This is a genomic window from Pseudoalteromonas sp. Isolate3 (assembly GCF_022398505.1).
In the GTDB taxonomy this organism is placed as follows: domain Bacteria; phylum Pseudomonadota; class Gammaproteobacteria; order Enterobacterales; family Alteromonadaceae; genus Pseudoalteromonas; species Pseudoalteromonas apostichopi.
The window spans coordinates 1-23,304 of sequence record NZ_JAKEVN010000068.1; the positions used below are offsets into that span (position 1 = coordinate 1).

Consider the following 23,304-nt stretch of genomic DNA (forward strand, 5'->3'; position numbering starts at 1 on the left):
AAGTTAAATTAATTTTAAGCCTTTATTTGCAGCTCAGTTAATAATGTCACTAATTTCTCTAATAGAGGGGTTTGTTCATTATCTCTGTGGTAAGCAACAAATACATCTCGCGAGGTATGTGCAACATCTTCAACATGATAAAGCTCACCAGATTTAAGCTGCTCTTCGACTAATAATTGTGGAATGAAGGCACTGCCGCCGCATTTTAATATTAAATCGAGTGCAATACGCCCGGTGCTGGTTCTGAAATAAGGGGGAGCATGGCCATTAAACTCTCGGGCATGCCATAACGAAAAGGTTGTTCCCCAATCAACATAAACATATTGATTATCGAAAAAGTTTTCGCTGTTTGCAGTTTCAAAAGCGCTCACAGGAATAATAGGGAGTTCACAAATTCGTTGAACAACCAGCTCATCAACTTTAGGGGGATCAAATAATACCGCTAGATCTAATGTACGTTCAAGCAATAAGCGAGTACTCTCTTGCTGTGCTTTTACTTCAGCGACTAGCGATACACCCGGCATAGCAGAAACAATGTTTGTAATACCAAACTGCAAAAAAGCATCCCATATATTAGGTGTGCCCGCTAAACTAATTTGCTTATGCATATTATCAGCAAGCGCCACATCAACTTTTGCTCGTTGCATCCCCGTTATGATCATTTGTGCGTGTGGCAGTAATCGCTCACCCGGTGCCGTTAACTGAATGTTGTTTCGTTGACGAATAAATAAGTTAACGCCTAAACCTTGCTCTAATTGTCGGATCCGAAAACTTACCGCAGACTGTGTAATATATAAATTTTCAGCTGCTTTACCGAAATGGCGCGTACGTACCACTTCAACAAAAGTCTTCAATAAATCGATATCCATTTTTTACCCTTACGATAAAAATAATTTGTTTAATAAAATCGACAACTTGATCCATACTCCAGCAAGAAAATAGGGCATGAGGATAAAGCCATGAGCAATGACATTTCATCACTTCGTCAAGCATTTGCAAGCCAACGTCAATTCTATGATGATCAAAATTTCCCACGCGGTTTTGGTCGTAGTGGTCACTTCACTTTGCTAGAAGCCGACATTCTCGAGCAGCATGGTGTTGTTCTAAAGGGTTTATACAACAAAACCCTAGAACCACAAAATGAATTTCAAACTCAATTTGTACAAGTTGTTACCGGTAACCTTGAAGCAACCAATCCAATTGAGCGCGCTTGGATCAAATACCTTAAACAAACAACCTGCAAAACTAAGTTTCATACCTTATTTGGGCGCTCTCGTATTGCGAGCCCAACAACACAAAGTGTTGAATATTATTCTGAGTCAGATAGCCTATAACAATTTGCTTTTTTACCCTTTTAGGGTTAAAACTTGTAATAACTTTTGTTTCGCCAGTAAGTTATTTCAAGGCAAGTTGTGACTCGAAGAATATTAATAATTGAAGATACGCCAACCATTGCGCGAGTGCAAAAGCACATCGCGCAAAAAGTTGGCTATGAAGCCGACATTGCTGGTAACTTAGCTGAGGCAAAAGAGCTTATTAGCAAGCACAGTTACTTTTGTGCAGTAGTAGACTTTATTCTGCCTGACGCACCAACCGGAGAAGCAGTCCCCTGTACTATCGCTGCCGACATTCCCACCATTGTAATGACCGGCAATCTTGACGAAACAACACGTAATATCGTTGAAAAACATCCCATCATTGATTACATCACCAAAGAAAATAAACAAGCCTACCAATACCTAGAAAAACAACTCGCTCGTTTACCTCGTAATGAGCAAATATTGGTATTAGTGGTCGATGATTCAGCGGCAACACGCCACCATATTTGTAACTTATTAACTCGTCACAAATACCAAACCATTGAAGCTGTTGATGGTGTTGATGCTTTAAAAGTACTGGCTGAAAACCCAAAAATATCGGTGATCATTACCGATAACGAAATGCCGAATATGAATGGGGATGAGCTCTGTGTTGAAATTCGCCGTTTATATTCTAACGATGAAAAAGCCATAATCGGCATTTCTGCACTCGATACTCTGCATTTATCAACGCGCTTTTTAAAATCTGGCGCTGACGATTACCTTCGCAAGCCATTTAATAATGAAGAGTTCTATTGTCGGCTAAGCCAAAACGTCGACATGCTTGAAAACATTAAAACAATTCGTTTGCAGGCAAACACTGATTACCTCACTAAACTCCCTAATCGCCGCTATTTCTTCGGTGAAGCAAACAATCACCTAAAAGCTGCAAAAATGTCAGATACCTCAGTCTCTTTAGCCATGATTGATATTGACCACTTTAAATCAATTAACGATAACTATGGTCATGATGCAGGTGATGAAGTACTTAAAGGTTTATCACAATGTATGGCGAAGTATTTTGGAGATAATTTAGTAGGCCGCTTCGGTGGTGAAGAATTTGCGGTGTACTTTGCGGATCAAGATCCACAAGAATCGTTACAGCGTTTAGAAAAATTCCGTTTGTTTGTCGAAAAACACAGCTCTGAATTTAGCAAAGACCACATCAAGTTTACGCTGTCGATTGGTTTTCATAATGGGCCCATTTATAGTTTGGATGAACTAATAAAACAGGCCGATTTAAAGCTTTATCAAGCAAAAGACTCTGGCCGCAACAAACTAGTAAGCTAAGCCTATACAGGCTTAGTCACTGCTTCTAATTGCGCTTTGCGTTGCTTTCGACTTTGACGATACGAATCCCAGCTGAATAATGCTAAAGCACTCCAAATACACGCAAAAGTCACCACACGCTCAGCATCAAATACTTCACCGTAAAACGCCACGGCAAGCATAAACATTAAACTTGGGCCTATGTACTGAAAGAAGCCAAGCGTACTGTATTGCAGGCGCTTTGCGGCACCGGTAAAACATAACAGTGGTAAAGTTGTCACCACACCCGCACTAATGAGTAATAAGTTAATGTGCCAATCATTTGCAGTTAAATCAGAGCTTGCTGATGGCGCCATCAACCACCAATAAATAAGTGCAACAGGTAATAAAATAAGCGCTTCGAGCAATAACCCTGGTAATGACTCGATTGGTAACTTTTTACGTAGTAGACCATAAATAGCAAACGAGCTAGCCAGCGAGAAAGCAACTACAGGGAATGAACCAAAGCTCACCAGCTGAAGTAACACACCACAAAGCGCTAGACATACCGCAACACCTTGCCATTTACGCAGTCGCTCTCCTAAAAACAACATACCCAATAACACATTGAGTAATGGATTTATGTAATAACCTAAACTGGCATCAAGCATATGATTATTGTTCACTGCCCAAATAAATAAGCCCCAGTTAAAGCCTAGTAAGCTTGCTGTTATCACCAACATCAACAGTAATTTAGGCTGTCCAAGAACCACACGAATACGCTGCCATTGATGACGAGCAGCAATGATAAGAAGTAAAAACAACACCGACCAAATAACACGGTGCATTAAGATTTCAAAAGCAGAAATCTGCTGTAGAAACTTAAAGTAAATGGGCGCAAGACCCCACATAAAAAAGGCTAAACAAGCGAAAATAACGCCTTTTCGCTGCTCAATATTGGTAGGCATAAGTTTGGCTTTATAGTTTAAAAACGCCATTTTACGCCCCCTCAGCAGTGACGCAACCAAAACGCGCTAAATAAACCCATGTATTTACTTCTTAAAAGGGACTGCCATTGTTGCAAAGTAACGCCTTGATATTAAGCACCTGTGAAACGCTGAATTCTGCATTTTAAGGTCGTTTGGGTATATTGCTAAAGACATCGCAATAAAAAACCACTAAAATGCTCGGCGATGAATACCAATACCGCAACGTCCAACACACCCGTTCGATCACCACAAGCCGTACTCAAACAAGTGTTTGGTTACAAGGATTTTCGTGATGGCCAAGAAGCGATTATAGCCGCTGCGCTAGACGGACAAGACTCGCTTGTACTCCTACCAACTGGTGGGGGCAAATCATTGTGCTATCAAGTGCCTGCTTTGATCCTCGATGGTGTGACTGTGGTTATCTCGCCGCTTATTTCCTTGATGCAAGACCAAGTAGCCCAACTAAGAGCACTCGGCGTACAAGCGGCATACATCAATAACAGCCTGCCTTTTGAAGAGCAACAAGTTGTCTATCAACAATTGCACTACGGGCAAATTAAGCTATTGTATGTAGCACCTGAAAAAGTACTGCAACACGAATTTTTAGAGCGTTTAAGTCATTTAAAACTCGCACTCTTTGCGATTGATGAAGCTCACTGTGTGTCGCATTGGGGTCATGACTTTAGACCGCATTACTGTAGACTCAACGAATTAAAGCAACGCTTTACACATGTGCCTATGATGGCACTTACAGCAACGGCAGATAAAGCAACCCGTTACGATATTATTGAACAACTTCAGCTTAACCACCCTTACGTGCATACTGGTAGCTTCGATAGACCTAACATTCGTTACACCATAGAAGAAAAATTCAAACCTATGGTGCAACTACTTCGTTATTTAAAAGAACAGCAAAATCAAAGTGGTATTATTTATTGCACCAGCCGTAAACGGGTTGATGATGTAGCCGAAAAACTTGCTGATGCAGGATTTAATGCCGCAGCCTACCATGCAGGTATGAGTAACGAGCAACGCCAATTTGTGCAATCAGGCTTTGCCCGTGACGATATTCAAATTGTGGTTGCAACTGTTGCCTTTGGCATGGGAATTAATAAACCTAACGTACGTTTTGTGGTGCATTACGATATTCCAAAAAGTATCGAAGCTTATTACCAAGAAACCGGTCGTGCTGGTCGTGATGGTTTGGCTGCAGAAGCCATTATGTATTTTGACCCGGCAGACATAGGCCGCGTACGCCGCTTTTTTGAAGATATCGAAGACGAACAACGTCGTCGTGTTGAAGAACAGCGCTTTAATGCTATGGCCAGCTTTGCGGAAGCGCAAACATGCCGTAGACAAATTTTGCTCAATTATTTTAGTGAATATAAGCGCGAAACCTGTGGCAACTGTGACATTTGCTTAAACCCACCCACTAGCTTTGATGGCACACTTGTCGCACAACAAGCTTTGTCGTGTGTGTATCGTGCTGAGCAACGGTTTGGGATTGGTTATATCGTTGAGCTGCTGCGCGGCGCAAACACTAGCCGCATTCGTGATAACAATCACCACCAGCTTAGTACTTATGGCATAGGAAAAGAGCACAGTGTGGAATTTTGGCTCAGTATTTTAAGGCAACTCATCCATCAAGGATTATTAAGCCAAGACATTACCCAAGGTTCTTCATTACGCTTAACAGAAGCCGCCCGTGCGGTTCTTAAAAGTGAATATGCACTGCAACTTGCTGAGCCTCGATTACAGGCGAAACATGTATACCAAGATAAACTCGCTCAGTTTAATTACGACAAAAAGCTGTTTGCTAAATTACGCGCCTTACGTAAAGAGTTGGCAGATGCTGATGATGTGCCACCTTATGTGGTATTCAATGATAAAACCCTTGCAGAAATGGCGCAGTTAATGCCAACCAACGACAGTGAGTTTTTAAAGGTATCGGGAGTTGGTTTTACTAAACTAAATAAGTACGGCGCACCATTTTTAAATACCATTCGCGACTATCTTGCCGCTAATTAGGACTGCTATGACTGAACTAACGTATGATGCCGAGCATGAAATTATTCTCGTAACGTCGAATGAGCTGCCACACGACGAAGACTTTGAACTTTGGGCTACGCTTTTCTTACACGCTCCTGCAATAACAACCGCTGATTTTGATGCTGGCGCTGATCGTCATCAATTACGCTTTCACTTTACAGATCATAGTTTTAATCTAAACTTTGAACATTACAGTGAAAGTATTTGGATTAATGCTGAGGGCATAGAAGCCAGTGCAGCTTTACCACAACTTCATCAGTATTTAGTCGCGCAATTACAATAATAAGCTAGACTTTTTACCTCGCTTAGTATGTAGTAGTTGTATAGGACATACTCAACTAAGGGTGTAAATGGGATTTAAGAAGTCGCACTTTGTTGCTAGGTTAATAACACTATTACCAATCTGCATAGCAGCAAATGTTCATGCAGAGCAGTTATTTACTGACGATAGTAATTATTGTCAAAACCAACGCACACTTAAATCACAAGATAATAACTTACGCCGCCAGCTCGATGCCGACAACCCACTCCCCGATGCTGCTCATAACCGTAAAATAGTCTCCATTGAACTTGAACAACTAAACGTCTTTAACACTGAGCTTGAAGAAGAAAATAACTTTTTATTCCGCTTTGCCAATCGGGCTCACATGACTACGGAACCTAATGTAATACACAGCGTTTTATTGTTCGAAGAAGGTGATGTGTATAACCCACGTAAATTGCTAGAGTCTGAGCGATTGCTGCGTAAACAAGGTTATCTATATGATGCACGTATCAACGCAAAGCTTGATTGTGATGGCAACGTACATGTAAAAGTAATTACTCGCGATCTGTGGACCTTATTACCAGAAATAAGCTTTAGCCGCAGTGGCGGAGAAAATGAGTCGAGTATCGGGTTTCGTGAATCTAACTTTTTGGGCTGGGGTAAGCGGGTCTCGTTTAGTCGCACCCGTGATGCAGACCGAACAGGTTACCTATTTGTTTATGACGATCCGCATATTTTCTCGAGCCGGTACCAAGGCCGTTTTGAATACTCAGATAACGACGACGGTAAGCGTCATTACCTCGATGTAAGCTACCCGTTTTTCTCAATAGATACGCCATACAGTTACGGTGTTACAAGTTACTCAGATCAACGTCGAGAGTCACTTTATTACCGAGGTGATGTGGTCAATGAGTTTGAACAAAAAACGGTATTAAACCGCGCTTACTTTGGTCACTCATCACAACTTGGTAATAGCTGGACTCAACGTATTAAGCTTGGCATCGAAAACCGCGAAGAAACCTTTAAAGAAACGCCATTCACGCGCTTCCCAATTGCTGAAGACCGTACCCTGAGTTACCCCTACATTAGTGGCCAATGGTTTGAAGATCATTACGTTAAGGTGAGAAACTTCGATAGCATCTACCGTACAGAAGATTTAAACCTCGGTTGGAATATTCATGCTTTATTAGGTTATTCAAGTAAAGATTTTAGCGACGATGCCAGCCGCACTATTTATTCGTTATCGTTATCAAAAGCGCATTACTCTGGAGACAACCAGTTATGGCGTTTTAAGGCAGACCTTGATGGCTACTGGAATGAAGAAACCGATGACGTCGAAAACCTGTTTGCCAGCACGCAACTACAATACTACCTAAATACCACACTTAGACAAAGCTGGTACGCCAAAGTACGCTTACAATATGCAGAAAACCTCACTGCTGATAAACAGCTTACTATTGGTGGTGAGAACGGCCTACGTGGTTACCCGCTAGACTACCAAGTAGGCGACCGTAGCTTTTTAGTGACTTTAGAGAAGCGCTACTACTGGGAGTATGACTTATTACAATTGTTCAAAGTTGGTGGTGCCGCGTTCTATGATATTGGTAGAGCTTGGTATAACGACAAAGATAATGGCACGAATGGAGGCGTGCTACAAAATGTGGGTGTAGGTTTGCGATTAGCACCAAGTAGAGCAAATGCCGGTACTGTTATTCACCTAGATATTGCCGCACCAATTAATAAACAAGATGACGATATTGACTCAGTGCAATGGCTAGTAACAGTTAAAAATACCTTTTAAGGTAGTGTTATTGTTAAGCTAAAAAGCTAGAATCGATATGAAAAATATTTAACTTAGGATCCCTTTTGGACTTCGTCGAATTCTTTAATGAGCAATACCACTTAATCGTAACTATCATTGCGATCTTGCTCTACCCGCTACTGCGTAAAACCACTAAAAAACTGCTTTTAAAAGCAATTAAAGGCAAAGCTGATCCGCATCGTGAATACCGTGCCGAGCTGTTGCTCAATATCATTCTTGCTATTGTCATGCTGTGTTTAGTCTTGGTTTTTTGGGGTATAGAACTGCGCGGCTTGTTAGTACTAGGTTCATCAATTTTTGCCATGCTGGGTGTCGCGCTTTTTGCTGCCTGGTCGTTGCTGAGTAACCTAACAGCTTTCTTACTCATGTTTATTCAAAACGACTGTCGGGTTGGCTTTTGGGTGAGAGTGATTGACGGTGCAAACTTCTTAGAAGGCCGCATTATCGAAATGGGCTTGATGAACGTAGTGCTTGAGCATGTTGATGGCCACAAAGTGATTTACCCAAACAACATCTTTGTTACCCGCCCTGTGATGGTGTTAAAAAACCCACCTACGGCAACTAAAGCGCCAACCATAAAACGTATTTTAGGGCCAAAAAAATAAAAGCCGCGATTGCGGCTTTTTAATATTTTGATTAAACGGCTAGTTATTTAACTCTGCCGTTTTTAACTCGTCTTCAATATCGCTTATTTCATCAATAAAGTTTTCGAGTTGTTGCTCAACTAAGCTGTTTGCATGAGCAAAGTAAGCAAGGTGGAACACGGCATCTCCCTCGTTGACAAGCGGCATGGTTTGCTGACCTATTACGATACCACTGCGTGGCGCCAGTAACTCAAGCTCAGCATCACCAAGTGGGCTGCTTATATAGGCAAGTACCTGCCCTTTCATTACTCGCTCACCCAGTGATACCTGTGCACGAACAATACCGTCAACTTCGGCACGTATCCAACTTGTTGAGCTTGCAATTACCGGTTCTGGCAGCTTTTTAGCTCGCTTGCCGCGCACCATTTTTAAATGGCGCATCACATAGTCAACACCTTGCACACCTGCAGCAATTGCAATTGGGTCAAAGCGTAGCGCTTCGCCGGCTTCATAGGTAATAACGGGTATTCCTAAATTGGCCGCTTCACTGCGTAATGAACCATTACGAAGTGACGCATCAATCACCGCTGGCGTGCCAAAAGCTTTTGCCATCGCAGCCGTTGCAGGGTCACTCAAATTAGCGCGAATTTGCGGCAAGTTAGTTCGGTGAATTGCACCTGTGTGCAAATCAATAATATGCGTACAATGCATTGCCACCTGAGTAAAAAATGCATTCGCCATTCGCCCTGCTAACGAGCCTCGTGTTGAGCCCGGAAAACTGCGGTTCATGTCACGGCGGTCTGGTAAATAGCGTGACTTGTGAATAAAGCCAAACACATTCACAATCGGTACCGCAATAATAGTACCGCGCAATTGCTCTGGGTCGATTTTAGCAAGCAACTGCCTAACAACCTCAACACCATTGAGCTCATCACCGTGAATTGCAGCACATACCATTAATACAGGCCCTTGCTGCACACCATTGACGACTTCAATTGGAATATTTAGCGGCGAGTGGGTGTAAAGCTTGGCAGCTTCAATCGCAAATGTTTTACGTTCGCCAACACCCACCGTATCACCTAAAATTGAAAACGGTGTATTTTTCTTAACCTTAGCCACGCACTTTTCCTTTTAATAGAGCGCTTATATTACTTAACCTTTACCACGAGTTGCTGTTCTTTTTGATGCCGCTGTTTTTTCAATAAACTCGACAATCATGCCTGCAATGTCTTTACCGGTTGCAACTTCAATACCTTCAAGGCCTGGTGATGAGTTTACTTCCATGACCAACGGACCACGTGCAGAGCGAAGTAAATCAACACCCGCTACGTTTAAACCCATCGCTTTTGCTGCTGCAACCGCTGTTTTTCTTTCTTCTGGAGTAATACGCACTAACGTCGCACTACCACCACGGTGTAAGTTAGAACGGAACTCACCTTCTTGCGCTTGACGCTTCATCGCGGCAATTACTTTATCGCCTAATACGAAGCAGCGAATGTCAGCACCGCCCGCTTCTTTGATGTACTCTTGCACCATAATATTGGCTTTTAAGCCCATAAACGCTTCAATTACACTTTCTGCAGCTTTGCGTGTTTCAGCTAATACCACACCGATACCTTGGGTACCTTCAAGTAGCTTAATTACCACTGGCGTGCCACCAACCATACTTAGTAAGTCTTTTACATCATCTGGTTTACTTGCAAAGCCTGTCACTGGCATACCTACACCTTTACGCGAAAGTAGCTGTAGTGAACGTAACTTATCGCGTGAGCGAGTGATCGCCACTGATTCATTGACAGGGAATACACCCATCATTTCAAACTGACGTAATACCGCACAGCCATAAAAGGTCACTGACGAACCAATACGCGGCACGATAGCATCAAAATCTTTTAAATTTTCACCACGGTAATGAATTTCTGGCTGCTCTGAATTGATGTTCATATAACAACGAAGTGCATCAATTACTTTCACTTCATGGCCGCGCTGCTCTGCAGCTTCAATTAAGCGACGTGTTGAATACAAATTTTGGTTGCGAGATAAAATACCAAGTTTCATAAGTTAAAACCTTAACTGATAAACTCATACACGTCGCGACGTGTGATAAGTCCTTTTCCTATAATAAATGAGATAAAGCCGGATCAACGACTATGCGATTTTCCATTGCTGTACGCCCTAACAACATTCTAAACTTCATTGTTGAACGGTTACTTAAAGTCACCCTTACAGGCCAGCTTTGGGTTCCTGCGACTAATTTTGTTTCAATAAAGTAGCGTAGCTCACGCTGACCGCTTGAACTGGTCACATACTTACGCTCAACTACTTTGGCGCGACACTCTACCGTTGTTTCTACATCGTCTTGTAGAGGATGGGTAGAAAATTTCACCCATGCTTCGCCATTTTCTGAAAATTCCTCAATGTCAAAAGCATGAATACATGAGGTTCTTGCTCCGGTATCAACTTTTGCTTTGATTTTTTCGATTCCCAGTTCAGGCAGACCAAGCCATTCTCGCCAGCCAACAATAATTTTTGCGCTCATTAATGTGCCCTCTTTAAAAAAGTGTCTTATACGCTACGGAGCTAGAAACACCAACGAAATATATTTATCCACTCGATAAGTCGATTTAATTGACGTAGGCTAAACTATCATCAACTATATCGCACTATTTGTAAAACGAGAGTTCAATATGATCAATGGGTTACTTCATGTCTTAATTTTAGACGAACAAGGCGGTGCACGTGCTATTGAAAATAGTACTGAGCTGCAAAATTGGCAACCTGAACACGGAAAACTTTGGGTGCACATGGACTATAGCCAAGCTGAGGCCGTTGAATGGCTTGAGCAGAGTAACTTATTAACAGATTTCGAGCTTGAGTCCCTGATTGCTGATGAGACACGTCCACGTTTAAGCAAAGTCACTCATGGTAATATGCTATTTTTGCGTGGGGTTAACTTAAACCCTGCGCAAAGCCCAGAAGACATGGTCTCGTTACGCTTATTCATTAACGAAAACATCGTGATCACAACGCGTAAGCGCCGTTTATTATCGGTGCAAGATGTTGTTGAGTCGTTCGATGGCAGCAATGGCCCATGTTCAATCTCTGAATTAGTTTGCCAATTGGCGCAAAACCTAACGTCGCGTATGCAAGCTGTTATTGACAGTTTAGATGACACACTCGATGGCTTTGAAGATGAAATTGACGAACCTAATAAAGGCTTTGATCATCAATCATTAGCACAAATACGCCGCCAGACAATCGCGTTAAAACGTTATTTAAGACCACAAAAAGAAGCTCTTATCACTTTATTAAACAATAAGTATAAGTGGTTAGATGAAGACGATAAGGCACGCTTAAACGAAACAACCAATATGTTGATCCGTTACTTAGAAGAGCTAGATAGCTCAATTGAACGTGCGCAAATTATTCAACAAGCAATTACAAGCCAAGTGTCTGAGCAACTAAATCAACGTATGTATGTAATGTCGGTGGTTGCAGCACTATTTTTACCACTCGGCTTCTTAACAGGTTTACTGGGTGTAAACGTAGGTGGTATTCCGGGCACTGAAAGCCCTTATGCATTTAGTTTGTTTATTATTTTCTTGGTGGTGCTTACCGTAGGGATTGGCATTTACTTTAAAAATAAGAAATGGCTATAGCTCGACAACCTTTTTAATTAAATCAAGGCGAACGGCATGTTCGCCTTTTTTTGTGCTCAAAATTAAGTGCTCGCCCTCTGGGTTAATTATTTTAAGATTCTCAGCCTTTCCCTCTAACGGTTCACCAGATACTAAGGAAATTCGTAATAGGGACTTATGCATGCACCATAATTCGTATTTATCGTATTCACCACAGGCGATGGGTTGATAAGTCATTGGCTTTTTGAGATTGCTTAAGGAATAAATCGAGCTTAGAAGATATTAAAGTGAAGAGCAAATGGCGCTCTCGGCAGGGATCGAACCTGCAACTTAGCCTCCGGAGGGCCACGTGATATCCATTTCACCACGAGAGCACATTTGTCGTCGCCAATGCTAACTCGCGATATCAGCATGACAACCCGGCAATGATAATGGCATCTTGCCCTAAATGCTAGCATCGAGACCTTTATATGCACATAAATTCAGCAATTTGCATTAAAACACTTCACTTTCGTGCAGAACCAAGGTATTAACGTATACTTAATAAAATTAATAACAAGGTGGCTGTATAGCCATGTAAGGGGAATTTGATCATGAGTTTAATGTCTACAGAGCAAGTCGCGGAGTTTTTAGGTGTAAAAGTCGAACGCGTAAAACGTCTTGCTCGCGAACATTTACTGATCTCGAAATCACAAGATGACAAAGGTGAACCTTTGTTTGATCCAGAAGACGTAAAAAAATATAAAGAACTTGCCGAGCGAATTGGCGGTCTTTAATTTTTAACTTTTTCTATGAAGTGGTTAAGCTGTGTAAGCAGTGGCGCCACTTTATCCACCGCTCCACGTTGTTCATACCAACAAATACATAAAAGTAAAAACAGCGCATGAAACGCTGCCAGCTTTTCAACTGATAAGTTAAACGCGTGATGGTCGCACACTAACGCTTGATAGCGTTTAAGCAACGCTAGTTGCTGCTCATCATTTAACGTAAAGCTCACCACCAGCGCAGCCAAATCAAAATAAACATCGTTACTTTTGGCATATTCAAAGTCGATTAAAAACATACCCGATTCATTCACAATGATATTTTCTTTCACTAAATCATTATGACAAAAGCCCATGTCTTTAGGTGCACCATCAATATAAGCCAGTGACTGCCTAATTAACTCAGCATGTTGCTGGTACCGAGGTGTTTGCTGGTAGTAGTTAATTTCGTACGCAATATCCATCTGCTCGGTAAGCACAGGGTAACGATGTAAATTAACTAAATCGGGTAGTAAGCTATTACAAAATTCACCGCTGGCAATGTTCCCTGCCACGTATTCGAAAATAACAGTATCGGTTGCTTGTTCTAACCAAAGTGGTGCTGGGCAGCAACTTTGCTTTGCAAAATGGGCTTGCGCAGCAAGACCAATCGCCGGCCAGTGGTCTCGATAATGCTTAACCAAGAAAGCTTGATTTGATGTTTTTACCAAGTAGTTGTCATTGCTTAGCCCCTCAACCAGCGGACTGATTGAGGTAATAACTAAATTTGAGTTGAAGCGCGTAAAAAGCGCGTGAATTTGTTGCTCAGTTTTCATCTATAACTGTGCAAGCGGTTTAGCCTGATGCTGCTCGTACTCTTCATACCATGTTTTAAAGCCCCACGCGGCCATAATGGTGTAAAACACGAAAAGTACTAAGGTTGGGTAATACCCTTTTTCAAAGTATAAATACATGGACGCTGCATCAATCACAATCCAGTACAACCAGTTTTCCAGTACCTTCTTAGCAACAAGATAAGTCGTCACCACCGCAAAGCACGTAGTAAAGCTATCTAAATAGGCAAAATCAGCGTGAGTGTAATTGGTCATCACGAAACCAATAGCAACTGAGGCCACAGAGGTTGCAAACAAAATCACTGCATGACGCTTTAAAGACCATGAAATAATGGGCAGTTGATCTTTATTGTTTATACCCCGACGCCAAACCACCCAACCATACACTGCCATATACATATAATAAAAATTCAGTAGCGACTCCATTAACAGTGCGCCATTCCAGTACATTACGGTATAAATAAAGGTGCTAACAAACGCGGCTGGCCAACACCATAAGCTTTCTTTAATCGCTAAAAGTAAGTACGCCATCGACAATGCAACGGCAATATATTCCCAATGCGACATGGCAGTAAAGCCAGAGAAGGTTTCGCTCAAAAATTCCATAACACGCGCTACTTTAGATTTTAGTCTTCGCTAGGCGACAAGTCACCATGCAAGAATTTACAGACAAAAATAGCTTTACCAAACTCTTCATAAGAACGTTTGATTTCAGTATTAAGTACAGACATCACTAAATCATAATCACCGAAAATCTGAGTTGATAAGGTATTGGTGATCACTTTAAGACCTTCGTAACTGTTTACGCGGTCAATAAAACCTTTGATAAACGGAATGTAGTCTTGATGTAGTGGGTACTTACTGATCTCTACTGAAAGTTTCATTATGATTTACCGAGTCTTTGAAAAGTATTGCATTGTAACCCGCTTATACTAACAAGTCATGGCTATGGCTATTTTTTAGTGTAAAATCAGCCGCGATAAACATTGAGGATTCATTATGGCACGCCGCATCACTTACAAATTTAAAAACCAGCCTCGCGAAATCAATTTTGCAAAAGATAAATACCGAGATATGTACCATGCGATCGCTGCAGCTGAAGGCATTGATTTAACCAACTATTTAAAGATGGAGCAGCAAGTAGAAATGACTTCAAAAGGCTCTTCAGCAGTACGTAACTTTCGTGACCAAGAATTCGCACGAATGGGGTTCAGTGACGTGTATTTTATTAAAGAGTAACAAACTTACTCTTGATACTCGTAGCTTACTCGTGGGGTGATATTACACAGTAACTCGTAAGGAATGGTTGTCGCACACTGGGCAATCTCTTCAACGGGAAGCTCTGGCCCCCACATGATCACTTCATCACCGACTTTGATGTTGTCGCTGTTATCACCAATATCCACCGTGATCATATCCATCGCCACACTACCAACAATGCCATAGCGTTGTGATTTAATAACCACTGGTGTGCCTTGCTCAGCATGACGTGGATAACCATCACCATAACCCATCGCGACCACAGCAAGCTTAGTGGGTTTATCGCTATGCCAACGACCACCATAACCAACACATTGATTAGCATCGACATCGCGTATTGCTATAACACGCGTAGTTAAGCGCATAACCGGCTCTAAACCATGCTGTTGACCAATGCTATTTAGCATTGGTGATACACCATACAACATCAACCCAGGGCGTACCCACTCGCCATGCCCTTTTGGCCAAGCAATAATTCCCGCTGAATTTGCAAGACAATGCTGCTCGCTTTTGCCATCAGCTAATGAGTCAAATAAAGCAATTTGCTGAGCTGTCTTTTCATCATTGATGTCATCGGCACAAGAGAAATGGGTCATTAGTTTAATATCATCACGGGCATTCGAGCTTGCTTTTAAACGGCTGTAGAAAGACTCAAATTGTGATGGTGCAATACCAAGGCGATGCATGCCAGTATTAACTTTTAACCAGCAAGCAATAGGTGCATCAAGAGCTGTGTTTTCAAGCGTTGCGAGCTGATTTTCATCGTGAATGATGGTTTGAAAGTTATTAGCAAGCAAGATAGGTAAATCATCTTTATGAAAAAAACCTTCAAGCAATACAATAGGTTTTGTCAGCCCACCGGCACGCAGCGCTAACGCTTCGTCAATACGTGCGACTGCAAATGCGTCTGCATCATTTAGGTATTGGGCAATTTTAACTAAACCATGGCCATATGCATTAGCTTTTAGCACCGCCATTACTTTGCAACCGGGCGCAAAGCGCTTCACCTGCGCTAAGTTATGAGCAAGCGCTTGTAGGTTGATTTCGGCAATGGCTAGGCGCATTAATATTCGTCGTCCATAGCTGGGCCCGCGTAGTTATCAAAACGCGAGAATTGGCCTTGGAAAGTTAAGCGTACTTTACCGATTGGACCGTTACGCTGCTTACCTATGATGATTTCTGCCACACCTTTTTCAGCACTATCTTCGTTATAAACTTCATCACGGTAAATAAACATGATTAAGTCGGCATCCTGCTCGATTGAGCCTGATTCACGTAAGTCGGAGTTGATTGGACGTTTATCGGCACGTTGCTCTAGGGTACGGTTAAGCTGAGACAGTGCAATAACCGGACACTGCAGCTCTTTTGCTAGTGCTTTTAATGAACGTGAGATTTCAGCAATTTCTAACGTACGATTATCTGACAAACTTGGAACACGCATTAACTGTAGGTAGTCGACCATGATCATGCTAATACCGCCATGATCGCGAGCAATACGACGAGCACGAGAGCGCACATCCGTTGGTGTTAGGCCCGATGCATCATCGACATACATCTTACCTTTTTCCATCAACAAGCCCATGGTTGAGGATAGACGCGCCCAATCGTCATCATCAAGCTGACCTGTACGAACTTTAGTTTGGTTAATGCGACCTAGCGATGCCAGCATCCTCATCATAATTTGCTCTGATGGCATCTCTAGTGAGTAAATAAGTACAGGCTTATCTTGCGTCATAGCAGCATGTTCAGCCAAGTTCATCGCAAAGGTAGTTTTACCCATCGATGGACGTGCCGCCACAATAATAAGATCTGAAGGCTGCATACCCGCTGTCATTTTATCTAGGTCGGTGTAGCCTGTACTCACACCAGTTACACCATCTTGCGGCGACTGGTAAAGCTCTTCAATTTTATCAACGGTTTTTTCTAAAATACTATGTAAGTTTTGTGGGCCTTCGGTACTTTTAGTACGCTGCTCCGCAATTTTAAATACTTTACTTTCAGCAAAATCAAGCAGGTCATGGCTATTTCGCCCTTCAGGGCTAAAACCCGCTTCGGCAATTTCATTGGCAACACCAATCATTTCTCGAATAACAGCACGCTCACGCACGATATTCGCGTAGGCATCAATATTTGCTGCACTTGGCGTATTCTTGGCTATTTCAGCAAGGTAGGCAAAACCACCAACACTACTTAACTGGTTATTTTTCTCAAGACTCTCAGAAATAGTGATCAAATCGATTGGATCACCGCCTTCAGCAAGGCTTACCATAGCTTCAAAAATCAGCTTATGAGTGCGGGTATAAAAATCCTGGGCAACCACTAACTCAGCAACACGGTCAAACGCTTGATTATCAAGCATTAAACCACCTAAAACAGATTGCTCAGCTTCTATTGAATGAGGAGGGACTTTTAACGTATCGACTTGCTTATCTGGTTTGGCCATAACTTCACAAAACTAAAATTGAATGGCTCTATTCTATCGACTTGCTAAGGCTGTGCAAATAGTAAATACCAATCGACTTAAATATTTGGTCATTCTAGCGTGCTAAATAAAGCGTTAACTGCGTTAGAAATGTCTAAAGTAGAGTAACTACATGTCAAAATTTCTGCCTTGTTATCACTTCATTTATCTGTCGCTATTTAAGACCAATAACTTAACACGATTGGTATAAGCGGGAAGTCTTCCCGCTTTATTGTAACTCTAATCGTTATTTCTGTTTACGAAGTTCAATGCGTCCGCTAATCGTATCCATTTCGATATCAGCATCCCCACCGTTAATACTAAATTCTAAGTCGCTTGATGGGCCATACTTCGCTTTTGTTGCTTTGTCGTCACTCAGTTCATTGACTATTTTACCATTAGCGTGAGCTTCAATTTCAAACTTTGCTGACACATTAGCAGGGAAGTAAAATTCAGCATCACCACTAACCGACTCAAAACGAATATTAGCATCATCAAGTAGCTTATTAATGTGAACTTCGGCCTCACCGTTTACCGTATTAATACGCAGTTTTTTAATCGCATCAAAAGCAAAGTCAATATCACCATTTACGTTCTCAAGACGAACATCTTGCGCTTTGGTCTTTGACTTAATGTCACCATTCACCGCGGTAAAGCGTAAAGCACCTTGCGAGTTTTTATCATTAATTTCGCCATTCACAGTTTCAAAGCGAATATCACCATTCAGGTCATGGGCATTTACGTCCCCATTTACCGTTTCAAAGCTCATGTTGCCGCTAATATCTTGTACTGTAATATCGCCGTTAACAGTATCAATCTCTGCGCCCGCTTCAAGTTCTTTGGCACTGACCGTTACATTCACACCCGCAAATTCAAGCTCACTGCTTTTTGGCATATAAATGGTCAATCGAGAGCCGTCACCGCTATTCCAGCCACCTAAGTTACGCGGCATTTTTACGATAAATTCAACACGGCTGCCTTCTACATCTAAACGATAGCCTTGTGCTTTATCGTCAAGCTCACCTTCGATTTTAAGTTGTGGTTTATCCCACCCTTCAATGCGTACATCACCACGTTGGTTTTCAATAAAAATGCGTTTATTTGCAGGTACATCAATTTGTTCATTAATGGTTTGTCCTGCCATTGCCATCAGTGGCAGTAATCCTAAAGTTAAGGCTAGTAATTTCATAATTGTCACTCCTAAATCGTTTGCCACTTCGGTGCATGCACCTTGTTAATTAAGTCCAGTTGTTGCTGATAAACCTGCGACAGCATTTGTAATAAAGCTGGGTTTTCAGGTTCATTCTCAAGTGCTTGCTTAATGGCACTTTCGGCTTCTTCTAACTCTTTTAGTTGTTGCTGCCAGTTGTCGGTTAAAGCTGGTTGATTTTGATACTGCACCAACAAACCTTGCTTTTGCTTAGTAAAATAATCGCTCATTGCCATCATGCTGTTTGACTCGCCTTGGCCAACAAAAAGCTGCACAGTCAAAAGGGCTGCAATACAGCAAGCGGCAACAGCAGCGAGTTTATTCCAACCATGCGTTGGCTTATCAGCTTGCTGTGTTTGCGGCCTTGCAATTGCTCGCTCAATTCCCGGCCAAAGATCTTTATCAGGGCTAATATCTTGCTGCTGGTTAAGCGAGTCATTTAAAAATTGTTCAAATTCTGGCTTACTCATTTTCATACCACTCTTTTAATAACTGCCTTGCACGGTGAAATTGCGACTTACTTGAACCTACAGCCATATCAAGCATGCTTGCTATCTCTTCATGGCGATAGCCTTCGATCGCATGAAGCACAAAAACCATACGTGCTCGCTCAGGTAGTCTCAGTACTAATTTGTCGAGGCCGTTAAAGCCGCCGCAATCTTCGGCACTTTGTTCATCCATACCGCTTTGTTCAAAACTCACTACTTTTTGAAACCAGCTTTTATGTTTGCGAATGTAGCTAATCGCAATATTGCTGGTAACACTATGTAACCAAGTCGAAAACTGTGAGCGTCCATCAAAGTTCGCGATTTTGTGCCACAACTGTACAAACACTTCTTGTGTTGCATCTTCTGCGTGCTCTTTATCTGCAAGCAATCGCAAACAAAGACTATAAACCCGCTTCACATGCAACTCATAAAGTGTTGCATAAGCAGCTTGATCACCGCTTTTTACGCGCTCTATCAAGGCATGCTCACTTTGCTGGGCGAACGCTTGTTCTGCATCTATCAACATCCTGGATGTTGTCCTTTATGATTATTGTTGTGAATTTAGTGTATTAGACGTAAGGAGGGATTCAAAAGGTTTAAATGAAATTAAATTTTTTTGTAGTTTTAATATGTTTTCATGCTGAAGGGTCTACAGACCCTATCAGTACAAGTACAGTATTGTTTATTCAGTGGTTGATGATTCGCTTTCTTCTTCGGTTGTTTCTGTGGTTTTATAGCTCCAACCTAAAAATACGATGCGTGCTGGAGAGGCTGGTGTACCACCATTTTGTACTTGTAATAGACCAGCATCATAATGAGCGCCACTGCCCCCCGATGCGGTAATTGTTGAGCCACGTACACTACCAAACAACTCACCACTACCTGACAATTTCACCGTAGTCAAAGGCGCATAAATAGCCGCATATAAATTAGCAGCGCCGCTAAATTGTACACCATTTACACCATTAAATGATGAGTAGAATGATAACGAAGGATGACCACTGGTGGTTAGCCCTTCTTGCTCAGTAATTACTTTTGCGCCTGCACCAATATTTACTTTTCCGGTTAATAACACCGTTAAGCTGCTATCTTTTTTTATTGTTAGACTGGTGTCCCCTTCCATCGAAAAGTCACCATCAATCAGTAAAATAACATCACCACCAGACACTTCCATTTTGCCGTCACTGGTCATCTTGAGTCTATCAAGTGAAAAAATATACTCTTTGCTATTACTACCATTGGCTTGGTTCTGAGCTTTAGAGTTAAACAAGAAAATATCAGCAAGGCTTGGTAAAATAACTTGGCTACCACCACTACTGTAATAACCCTTTTCGGTATTTAGCTTAAATTGTTGCGTAGGGCCTATAGCAACAGAACTATAACTGCTCACTTGATCCGTGATGTCTGCCATTTTCTCTGGCAATATCAAAGGATCACAACTCGTATCTGGGTTTGTAGGGTCATAATCTGGCGCAGTTGGGTCAGCAACGGTTATCGGTTCAACATTCGGGTTTACATTAAACTTGCTGTCACTGTAGTGCACACCATCCTGTTGATTATTGTAGGTATCTTTAAAATCGCCTGAGCCACCATACATAATATCTAACGCTTCAGCTTGGCTATTCGTGATGAATGTTGACCACTGCATTTTTGCATCACCATTCGCTCGCACTACCCCCGAAACTGTCCCGCCACGATGCGTATAATAACCTCGGGTATATACATTACCGTCAACACGTAAACCGCTGCCTGGAGAAATATAAACACCGGTATTTGAATGGATGTTACCAATAATCGGTGATGAACCATTTAAGTAGATCACCCCGGTCGCTTTAACATCGCCTTTTATCGGTGAATGACCCGATAGCACCACATCTGAATCGCCAGCAATCGTTGAAACATCGCCATCATTTGACTTAGTTTCTTCGTAAGTGCCTTTGCTAGAGTCATAGCTGTCGATACTGCCACTGCCAGACAAGTTAACCCCTTTACAACCCACCATAGCATTCGTGAAAATCGAACTTCCCTTCGCGCCTTGCACTGCAAAACGAGCAACTAAGTTACTTTGTGCATCGCCATCAAATCGTTGTCCTAGGCTTGCAATTTCTAGCTCACCTGCAGCATTTTGACTTAAACTTGCATTAAAAATTGCATCATCAGCGATAACACCTGAACCAGATGCATGACTGGTTTTACTGATCAAATCTTCAACCGCTAATACACCTTCCTCATCCAAGGTTTGTTGTAATAACTTAGCTTGTTCAAAAACACCTTTTTCAGCCAATAAGCGACTATTTAATTTCTTTTGAAAGTTACCACTTAAGCGCTCTTGAACGACGTTCTCGCGCAGCGAACTAAGCACCACGATACTAGCCATACTGGTCAAGATCAAAACTGTAATTAGAGTAAAACCACCTTGCTTTTTATACACTACCTGCTCCGTATGCTTTAACTAATATTACATTTGTTAGAGCAATATCAATATTGATGCCATTGCCAAATTGCGCAGGTAAATCATTTGGCTTCACAGTTACTGTGACAAGCTCACCAGCGATATCAAATGATAAAGTTTCGATACCTGTGAGTAATCGCTCAGCAGCAGCGCCATCGAGTGAACACATTAAATTACTACCATTTAAGCTATAGACCTCAATCACTTGCGCTGTTGTCGCAGAGCCATCACAGGCAATAACACCACTAGGCTGAGTAATAGTAATCGTGCTTTTATCAGCACTTATGATCGGAGCTAACTGAGTTTGCTTAATGCTACGATTGAATACTTTACTGGTATAGCGAATCACCTCTTGGGCGTTTTCGAGTTCTTTACTCACTTCAACAGTGCTTTTAATCGCCGAGTAAGACAAACTCACTCCAGCTAGTAAAAAAGCGCCTGCAGCCAATGCCACCATAAGTTCAACTAAAGTAAAGCCCTGAGCGCGTTTATTCATGAGCATACAGCCGTTAAGTCTGGGAAACTGGCATTTAGACTAATTTGATTTTCTGCACTGTCTGTCATGCGCTTATCAACCCAAGCGACATTAATTTGCATATCATCACTGTAATTAGCTGGGATAGTCAGTTGATAATCACTGACTTGTGGTGCTAGCGAAGCTCTAAAAGTCGCGTCTTGAAAAAGTGCGGTATTAGTTTTTTGAATTTCACAAATGCGCGGCCACAAACGCTCAATAGTATTTTGGCCTTGAATGAGTGACACGGTGTAATTAAAGCTATTGGTTGCATATTGCAGCGATTTTAGCTGCGCAGCAGCCAACCCTAATAATGCGATTCCAGCAATCACCACTGAAATCATCACCTCTAATAATGAAAAGCCTGCCTGCTTATTCATGCACATCCTCGCTGTGAACTTTCAACTAACCAGTTTTGACCACTTTTAAGCACACACATTATGTAATCTGTGGTATTTGTGTGCTCATCTTTAACTAAAATTTCAGTTTGTTTATCGACTTCGCCACTGGCGCTAATAGCCAGTGCCACCAAGTTGACAGTAACACCGCTTTTAGTGATCGAAAATTCTTTCAAAATCGTGTCTGCCCCGCCCTCATTGAGGGTCACTTGCCAGTTCTTATTGCTAACAACTAGGTTAATAGGTTTGTCACGCTTTACCGCTTCACTGCGTGCAAACTTATAGACACTATTTAATTGATTTGCAGTAGTTACAACGCGATCTTGCAAGATCTGTTGACTAAATGACGGAAAAGCAAGGGCTGCCATAATGCCAATAACACTTAGCACAACCATTAACTCGATTAAGGTAAACCCTGCAATTCGACGCAACTTAGTTACTCCCAGCAATCACTAAATGAAGCGTTGTAACTACCATCATGTTTAATGGTTAAGTCACCACAGCGATCACTTGCTTGCGCCGAACCCGATTTAGGAGAGGCTTTTAAACTGTAGCCACGATTTTTAAAGTCGCTTACAGCACCTGATACTTTGTCAGTTGCTGTATAGGTAAAGGTGTAGTAATCAGTATTTTGGGTTGAAAATGCATTGGGGTAGCCGCCATTTCGTGAATAAATACGCTCAAGACTGGCACTGTATTGCAATAACTCTTGTTGAATATCTGCGCGGCGACTACGTTGCATATGCTCAGTGTAAGCAGGCAGTGCTACGCTATACAGAATGCCCAAAATAGCGATAACAATAAGAATTTCTACTAATGTAAAGCCAGTTTGTTTACCCTTTCCATATGGTAATAATGAACTTCTCAACTTCAACTCCTTACTACTTTTTAACCAGCACAATATAAATGACAGCGTTGTCAGTGTCAATTTTAACCAATTTACTCTTACTCATCCGATTATACTAATAAGA

The 23,304-nt window shown here is 41.8% G+C and carries 27 protein-coding genes and 1 tRNA gene; 9 read left to right on the forward strand and 19 right to left on the reverse strand.

Annotated elements, in window-relative coordinates:
• Positions 1-14: 14 nt before the first annotated feature.
• A complete protein-coding gene (locus L1D46_RS13380) occupies positions 15-869 on the reverse strand; it encodes a LysR family transcriptional regulator (RefSeq protein ID WP_054554216.1) in 855 nt (284 codons plus the stop codon).
• A 90-nt stretch (positions 870-959) separates the two neighbouring features.
• On the opposite strand from L1D46_RS13380, the gene L1D46_RS13385 reads away from it, so the two are divergent.
• Together L1D46_RS13385 and L1D46_RS13390 are read left to right on the forward strand one after the other, a co-directional pair.
• Positions 960-1,334: a DUF413 domain-containing protein gene (locus L1D46_RS13385; RefSeq protein ID WP_130049734.1), complete on the forward strand. Its 375-nt coding sequence runs from the start codon at positions 960-962 to the stop codon at positions 1,332-1,334.
• 78 nt (positions 1,335-1,412) lie between these two features.
• On the forward strand, positions 1,413-2,648 hold the full coding sequence (locus L1D46_RS13390) for a diguanylate cyclase (RefSeq protein ID WP_167659153.1): 1,236 nt from the start codon (positions 1,413-1,415) through the stop codon (positions 2,646-2,648).
• Between the two features lie 2 nt (positions 2,649-2,650).
• On the opposite strand, the gene rarD is transcribed toward L1D46_RS13390, so the two are convergent.
• Positions 2,651-3,574, reverse strand: a complete 924-nt coding sequence (rarD, locus tag L1D46_RS13395; RefSeq protein WP_239977673.1) for an EamA family transporter RarD — start codon at positions 3,572-3,574, stop codon at positions 2,651-2,653.
• A 225-nt stretch (positions 3,575-3,799) separates the two neighbouring features.
• On the opposite strand from rarD, the gene recQ reads away from it, so the two are divergent.
• From recQ to L1D46_RS13415, 4 genes are all read left to right on the forward strand, one after another.
• On the forward strand, positions 3,800-5,623 hold the full coding sequence (gene recQ, locus L1D46_RS13400) for a DNA helicase RecQ (protein WP_239977667.1): 1,824 nt from the start codon (positions 3,800-3,802) through the stop codon (positions 5,621-5,623).
• A 7-nt stretch (positions 5,624-5,630) separates the two neighbouring features.
• A complete protein-coding gene (locus L1D46_RS13405) occupies positions 5,631-5,927 on the forward strand; it encodes a DUF3630 family protein (protein ID WP_130049737.1) in 297 nt (98 codons plus the stop codon).
• Between the two features lie 67 nt (positions 5,928-5,994).
• Positions 5,995-7,710 (forward strand): BamA/TamA family outer membrane protein, encoded by a 1,716-nt coding sequence (locus L1D46_RS13410; protein ID WP_239977668.1) that lies wholly within the window; start codon positions 5,995-5,997, stop codon positions 7,708-7,710.
• A 65-nt stretch (positions 7,711-7,775) separates the two neighbouring features.
• Complete coding sequence (locus L1D46_RS13415) at positions 7,776-8,336, forward strand: mechanosensitive ion channel domain-containing protein (protein WP_105174932.1); 561 nt, start codon at positions 7,776-7,778, stop codon at positions 8,334-8,336.
• A gap of 39 nt (positions 8,337-8,375) precedes the next feature.
• Here L1D46_RS13415 and L1D46_RS13420 read toward each other — a convergent pair whose 3' ends face one another.
• Genes L1D46_RS13420 through L1D46_RS13430 form a run of 3 tightly spaced genes read right to left on the reverse strand, consistent with a single transcriptional unit; the run spans position 8,376 to position 10,854 of the window.
• On the reverse strand, positions 8,376-9,434 hold the full coding sequence (locus L1D46_RS13420; protein WP_130049739.1) for a succinylglutamate desuccinylase/aspartoacylase family protein: 1,059 nt from the start codon (positions 9,432-9,434) through the stop codon (positions 8,376-8,378).
• 33 nt (positions 9,435-9,467) lie between these two features.
• Positions 9,468-10,373, reverse strand: a complete 906-nt coding sequence (gene rimK, locus L1D46_RS13425) for a 30S ribosomal protein S6--L-glutamate ligase (RefSeq protein ID WP_062567363.1) — start codon at positions 10,371-10,373, stop codon at positions 9,468-9,470.
• Positions 10,374-10,431: 58 nt separating this feature from the next.
• A complete protein-coding gene (locus L1D46_RS13430; RefSeq protein WP_130049740.1) occupies positions 10,432-10,854 on the reverse strand; it encodes an ATP-dependent zinc protease in 423 nt (140 codons plus the stop codon).
• A gap of 148 nt (positions 10,855-11,002) precedes the next feature.
• Here L1D46_RS13430 and zntB point away from each other — a divergent pair, with 148 nt between their 5' ends.
• Positions 11,003-11,974, forward strand: coding sequence for a zinc transporter ZntB (zntB, locus tag L1D46_RS13435; RefSeq protein ID WP_130049741.1), 972 nt, complete (start codon positions 11,003-11,005; stop codon positions 11,972-11,974).
• 278 nt (positions 11,975-12,252) lie between these two features.
• On the opposite strand, the gene L1D46_RS13440 is transcribed toward zntB, so the two are convergent.
• A tRNA-Arg gene (locus L1D46_RS13440) sits at positions 12,253-12,327 on the reverse strand.
• A gap of 219 nt (positions 12,328-12,546) precedes the next feature.
• Between L1D46_RS13440 and L1D46_RS13445 the strand changes: the two genes are divergently transcribed.
• The gene (locus L1D46_RS13445; protein ID WP_054563404.1) at positions 12,547-12,729 is read left to right on the forward strand and encodes a helix-turn-helix domain-containing protein; all 183 of its coding nucleotides are present in this window, start codon (positions 12,547-12,549) and stop codon (positions 12,727-12,729) included.
• Here L1D46_RS13445 and L1D46_RS13450 read toward each other — a convergent pair.
• Genes L1D46_RS13450 through L1D46_RS13460 form a run of 3 tightly spaced genes read right to left on the reverse strand, consistent with a single transcriptional unit; the run spans position 12,726 to position 14,434 of the window.
• Positions 12,726-13,532 (reverse strand): phosphotransferase, encoded by an 807-nt coding sequence (locus L1D46_RS13450; protein ID WP_239977669.1) that lies wholly within the window; start codon positions 13,530-13,532, stop codon positions 12,726-12,728. The two genes, L1D46_RS13445 and L1D46_RS13450, sit on opposite strands and share 4 nt — an antisense overlap.
• Positions 13,533-14,156, reverse strand: coding sequence for a nicotinamide riboside transporter PnuC (gene pnuC / locus L1D46_RS13455; RefSeq protein WP_130049744.1), 624 nt, complete (start codon positions 14,154-14,156; stop codon positions 13,533-13,535).
• Positions 14,157-14,176: 20 nt separating this feature from the next.
• Entirely contained in the window at positions 14,177-14,434 is a 258-nt protein-coding gene (locus tag L1D46_RS13460; protein ID WP_054563401.1) for a YkoF family thiamine/hydroxymethylpyrimidine-binding protein, read from the reverse strand.
• Positions 14,435-14,549: 115 nt separating this feature from the next.
• Here L1D46_RS13460 and L1D46_RS13465 point away from each other — a divergent pair, with 115 nt between their 5' ends.
• On the forward strand, positions 14,550-14,789 hold the full coding sequence (locus L1D46_RS13465; protein ID WP_062567354.1) for a DUF2960 domain-containing protein: 240 nt from the start codon (positions 14,550-14,552) through the stop codon (positions 14,787-14,789).
• Positions 14,790-14,794: 5 nt separating this feature from the next.
• On the opposite strand, the gene alr is transcribed toward L1D46_RS13465, so the two are convergent.
• The 10 genes from alr to L1D46_RS13515 form a co-directional block, all read right to left on the reverse strand.
• Entirely contained in the window at positions 14,795-15,874 is a 1,080-nt protein-coding gene (alr, locus tag L1D46_RS13470; protein WP_130049745.1) for an alanine racemase, read from the reverse strand.
• Positions 15,874-17,253, reverse strand: coding sequence for a replicative DNA helicase (dnaB, locus tag L1D46_RS13475; RefSeq protein WP_130049746.1), 1,380 nt, complete (start codon positions 17,251-17,253; stop codon positions 15,874-15,876). Before dnaB ends, alr begins: the two co-directional genes overlap by 1 nt.
• A gap of 265 nt (positions 17,254-17,518) precedes the next feature.
• Positions 17,519-18,460 carry a DUF4097 family beta strand repeat-containing protein gene (locus L1D46_RS13480; protein ID WP_130049747.1) on the reverse strand — a complete coding sequence of 314 codons (942 nt, stop codon included), beginning with the start codon at positions 18,458-18,460 and terminating at the stop codon, positions 17,519-17,521.
• 11 nt (positions 18,461-18,471) lie between these two features.
• Positions 18,472-18,957, reverse strand: coding sequence for a hypothetical protein (locus tag L1D46_RS13485; RefSeq protein WP_239977670.1), 486 nt, complete (start codon positions 18,955-18,957; stop codon positions 18,472-18,474).
• Positions 18,944-19,495 (reverse strand): sigma-70 family RNA polymerase sigma factor, encoded by a 552-nt coding sequence (locus L1D46_RS13490; RefSeq protein ID WP_167659157.1) that lies wholly within the window; start codon positions 19,493-19,495, stop codon positions 18,944-18,946. Before L1D46_RS13490 ends, L1D46_RS13485 begins: the two co-directional genes overlap by 14 nt.
• A 156-nt stretch (positions 19,496-19,651) precedes the next feature.
• Positions 19,652-21,400 carry a PilX N-terminal domain-containing pilus assembly protein gene (locus L1D46_RS13495; RefSeq protein ID WP_239977671.1) on the reverse strand — a complete coding sequence of 583 codons (1,749 nt, stop codon included), beginning with the start codon at positions 21,398-21,400 and terminating at the stop codon, positions 19,652-19,654.
• Positions 21,393-21,917, reverse strand: coding sequence for a prepilin-type N-terminal cleavage/methylation domain-containing protein (locus tag L1D46_RS13500; protein WP_233786785.1), 525 nt, complete (start codon positions 21,915-21,917; stop codon positions 21,393-21,395). Before L1D46_RS13500 ends, L1D46_RS13495 begins: the two co-directional genes overlap by 8 nt.
• Positions 21,914-22,315, reverse strand: coding sequence for a prepilin-type N-terminal cleavage/methylation domain-containing protein (locus L1D46_RS13505; RefSeq protein ID WP_130049750.1), 402 nt, complete (start codon positions 22,313-22,315; stop codon positions 21,914-21,916). Before L1D46_RS13505 ends, L1D46_RS13500 begins: the two co-directional genes overlap by 4 nt.
• Positions 22,312-22,764, reverse strand: coding sequence for a GspH/FimT family pseudopilin (locus L1D46_RS13510; RefSeq protein WP_239977672.1), 453 nt, complete (start codon positions 22,762-22,764; stop codon positions 22,312-22,314). Before L1D46_RS13510 ends, L1D46_RS13505 begins: the two co-directional genes overlap by 4 nt.
• 5 nt (positions 22,765-22,769) lie before the next feature.
• Positions 22,770-23,201, reverse strand: coding sequence for a type IV pilin protein (locus L1D46_RS13515; RefSeq protein ID WP_233786784.1), 432 nt, complete (start codon positions 23,199-23,201; stop codon positions 22,770-22,772).
• Positions 23,202-23,304 lie beyond the last annotated feature (103 nt).

Coding starts and splice junctions, on each gene's coding strand:
- L1D46_RS13380 (WP_054554216.1), bottom strand. CDS start 869: ATGGATATCGATTTATTGAAGACTTTTGTTGAAGTGGTACGTACGCGC.
- L1D46_RS13385 (WP_130049734.1), top strand. CDS start 960: ATGAGCAATGACATTTCATCACTTCGTCAAGCATTTGCAAGCCAACGT.
- rarD (WP_239977673.1), bottom strand. CDS start 3,574: ATGCCTACCAATATTGAGCAGCGAAAAGGCGTTATTTTCGCTTGTTTA.
- recQ (WP_239977667.1), top strand. CDS start 3,800: ATGAATACCAATACCGCAACGTCCAACACACCCGTTCGATCACCACAA.
- L1D46_RS13405 (WP_130049737.1), top strand. CDS start 5,631: ATGACTGAACTAACGTATGATGCCGAGCATGAAATTATTCTCGTAACG.
- L1D46_RS13410 (WP_239977668.1), top strand. CDS start 5,995: ATGGGATTTAAGAAGTCGCACTTTGTTGCTAGGTTAATAACACTATTA.
- rimK (WP_062567363.1), bottom strand. CDS start 10,373: ATGAAACTTGGTATTTTATCTCGCAACCAAAATTTGTATTCAACACGT.
- L1D46_RS13430 (WP_130049740.1), bottom strand. CDS start 10,854: ATGAGCGCAAAAATTATTGTTGGCTGGCGAGAATGGCTTGGTCTGCCT.
- zntB (WP_130049741.1), top strand. CDS start 11,003: ATGATCAATGGGTTACTTCATGTCTTAATTTTAGACGAACAAGGCGGT.
- L1D46_RS13445 (WP_054563404.1), top strand. CDS start 12,547: ATGAGTTTAATGTCTACAGAGCAAGTCGCGGAGTTTTTAGGTGTAAAA.
- L1D46_RS13450 (WP_239977669.1), bottom strand. CDS start 13,532: ATGAAAACTGAGCAACAAATTCACGCGCTTTTTACGCGCTTCAACTCA.
- pnuC (WP_130049744.1), bottom strand. CDS start 14,156: ATGGAATTTTTGAGCGAAACCTTCTCTGGCTTTACTGCCATGTCGCAT.
- L1D46_RS13460 (WP_054563401.1), bottom strand. CDS start 14,434: ATGAAACTTTCAGTAGAGATCAGTAAGTACCCACTACATCAAGACTAC.
- L1D46_RS13465 (WP_062567354.1), top strand. CDS start 14,550: ATGGCACGCCGCATCACTTACAAATTTAAAAACCAGCCTCGCGAAATC.
- alr (WP_130049745.1), bottom strand. CDS start 15,874: ATGCGCCTAGCCATTGCCGAAATCAACCTACAAGCGCTTGCTCATAAC.
- dnaB (WP_130049746.1), bottom strand. CDS start 17,253: ATGGCCAAACCAGATAAGCAAGTCGATACGTTAAAAGTCCCTCCTCAT.
- L1D46_RS13480 (WP_130049747.1), bottom strand. CDS start 18,460: ATGAAATTACTAGCCTTAACTTTAGGATTACTGCCACTGATGGCAATG.
- L1D46_RS13485 (WP_239977670.1), bottom strand. CDS start 18,957: ATGAAAATGAGTAAGCCAGAATTTGAACAATTTTTAAATGACTCGCTT.
- L1D46_RS13490 (WP_167659157.1), bottom strand. CDS start 19,495: ATGTTGATAGATGCAGAACAAGCGTTCGCCCAGCAAAGTGAGCATGCC.
- L1D46_RS13500 (WP_233786785.1), bottom strand. CDS start 21,917: ATGAATAAACGCGCTCAGGGCTTTACTTTAGTTGAACTTATGGTGGCA.
- L1D46_RS13505 (WP_130049750.1), bottom strand. CDS start 22,315: ATGAATAAGCAGGCAGGCTTTTCATTATTAGAGGTGATGATTTCAGTG.